A 1,238-nucleotide genomic window follows, 5' to 3' on the forward strand; every position below is an offset into this window, starting at 1 on the left:
TAAAACAGATAGATGAACCCTGGTATGGCTTGCTGACGAGAGAATCCAATATCAAGGGTGCTAGGGACGTTATGGGACGAAATAACGTGCTATTTACCTTAGCTCTAGCTAACTTCTCTTCAGGTATTTCTCAGGGCGACTGTGAGGTCGCTTTGAACGATTTTAACTTACAACTAGATGAACCGTTGTCTACAGGCGAACTTCTGAAGCTGGTAGCTAGTGCCTATTCAGGAAAATACGAGGCGGCCAGTCGTGATTATATCACGCTACTGTGCAGGGCTTGGGTCAATAAAGAGTTGAGTCCTTCAGACCTCTTTATCAAGCAGGGCTGGTACAAGTTCAAGAAGAAACGTGCTGATCGGAAACACAGCCATCTTCATGAGTGGAAAGCAGATGTGATGAACTACTTGGAAGGTTTTTATCAATCTGAAGATCCATTTATTCAGACGACAAAAAAAGCAATCAGGGAAGAATTAAACATACCTGAACGGTCATTAGATAAAGTTCTCAAGGTCTTAAAAGCTGAACAAAAGATTTTCTTTACAGTTAAATTTGGCCGTGGTGGAGGGATTAGACTAGCTTCTGTTAAAGCTATCGTCCTATCCATTATTCGGGTCAATAAAGAGCGTCAGGAAGCTTATTTTGCGAATATTGCTGCTTTCTTTGATGAAAGTATAGAGTTCACCAAAAGGGTGATAGAAGGGGTTAAAAATGGGCTTAAACAAGCAAGACAATTATCTCTGTTTGAGGTTGACATCGGCTAATGGATAAAACCCGCAAAGTCCCATTACATTATATCTATGATAATGGGAGTAGATTGTAAGGGGCCAGAATTTTGATTAGAGAAAATATAGAGAAGGAGTACATATATGATTTTAGTTGTTGTAGGAGTCTTTTCTTTAGGGGGCTCATTGTTTGTTGTATCGATGTTATATGCTAACCATCAGATTAGGTATAGAAATGGATATGATGATGAATTAGAGGGAGACTACCAAACATTAATGGAGCAACAGAGAAAGTGAGGAATACTATGGGATATGTAGTTTTTAGTTTCGAGGATGGAGACTACCTTTGTGATAAAGAAGGGCGTATCTTGGTTTTTGAGAGTAGGGGATTAGCTTGCCAATACATGCAGGTAAACTATCATATTCCTCTACCTGTTCAGAAGACAAAAAGGATTATTCATTATCCGAAGTACTACCAGGCCCCGTTTAGGGTTCAAAAGGTTTGCTAGGGAA

The 1,238-nt window shown here is 39.7% G+C and carries 3 protein-coding genes; all 3 read left to right on the forward strand.

Translation table 11 applies throughout. The annotated features are described in order from the left end of the window. The coding region (locus tag P7J49_RS11545) for a primase C-terminal domain-containing protein (protein WP_408570740.1) at positions 1 to 764 on the forward strand (764 nt) is incomplete at its 5' end. A 105-nt stretch (positions 765 to 869) separates the two neighbouring features. Next, on the forward strand, positions 870 to 1,022 hold the full coding sequence (locus P7J49_RS11550; RefSeq protein ID WP_162840674.1) for a hypothetical protein: 153 nt from the start codon (positions 870 to 872) through the stop codon (positions 1,020 to 1,022). An 8-nt stretch (positions 1,023 to 1,030) separates the two neighbouring features. Beyond that, positions 1,031 to 1,234 carry a hypothetical protein gene (locus P7J49_RS11555; protein ID WP_024389788.1) on the forward strand — a complete coding sequence of 68 codons (204 nt, stop codon included), beginning with the start codon at positions 1,031 to 1,033 and terminating at the stop codon, positions 1,232 to 1,234. Positions 1,235 to 1,238 lie beyond the last annotated feature (4 nt).

Origin of the sequence: Streptococcus suis, assembly GCF_046032515.1 — a bacterium.
Classification (GTDB): Bacteria; Bacillota; Bacilli; order Lactobacillales; family Streptococcaceae; genus Streptococcus; species Streptococcus suis_AL.

Excerpts from the sequence above, each read along its gene's own strand:
- P7J49_RS11550 (WP_162840674.1), top strand. The coding sequence starts at position 870 with ATGATTTTAGTTGTTGTAGGAGTCTTTTCTTTAGGGGGCTCATTGTTT.
- P7J49_RS11555 (WP_024389788.1), top strand. The coding sequence starts at position 1,031 with ATGGGATATGTAGTTTTTAGTTTCGAGGATGGAGACTACCTTTGTGAT.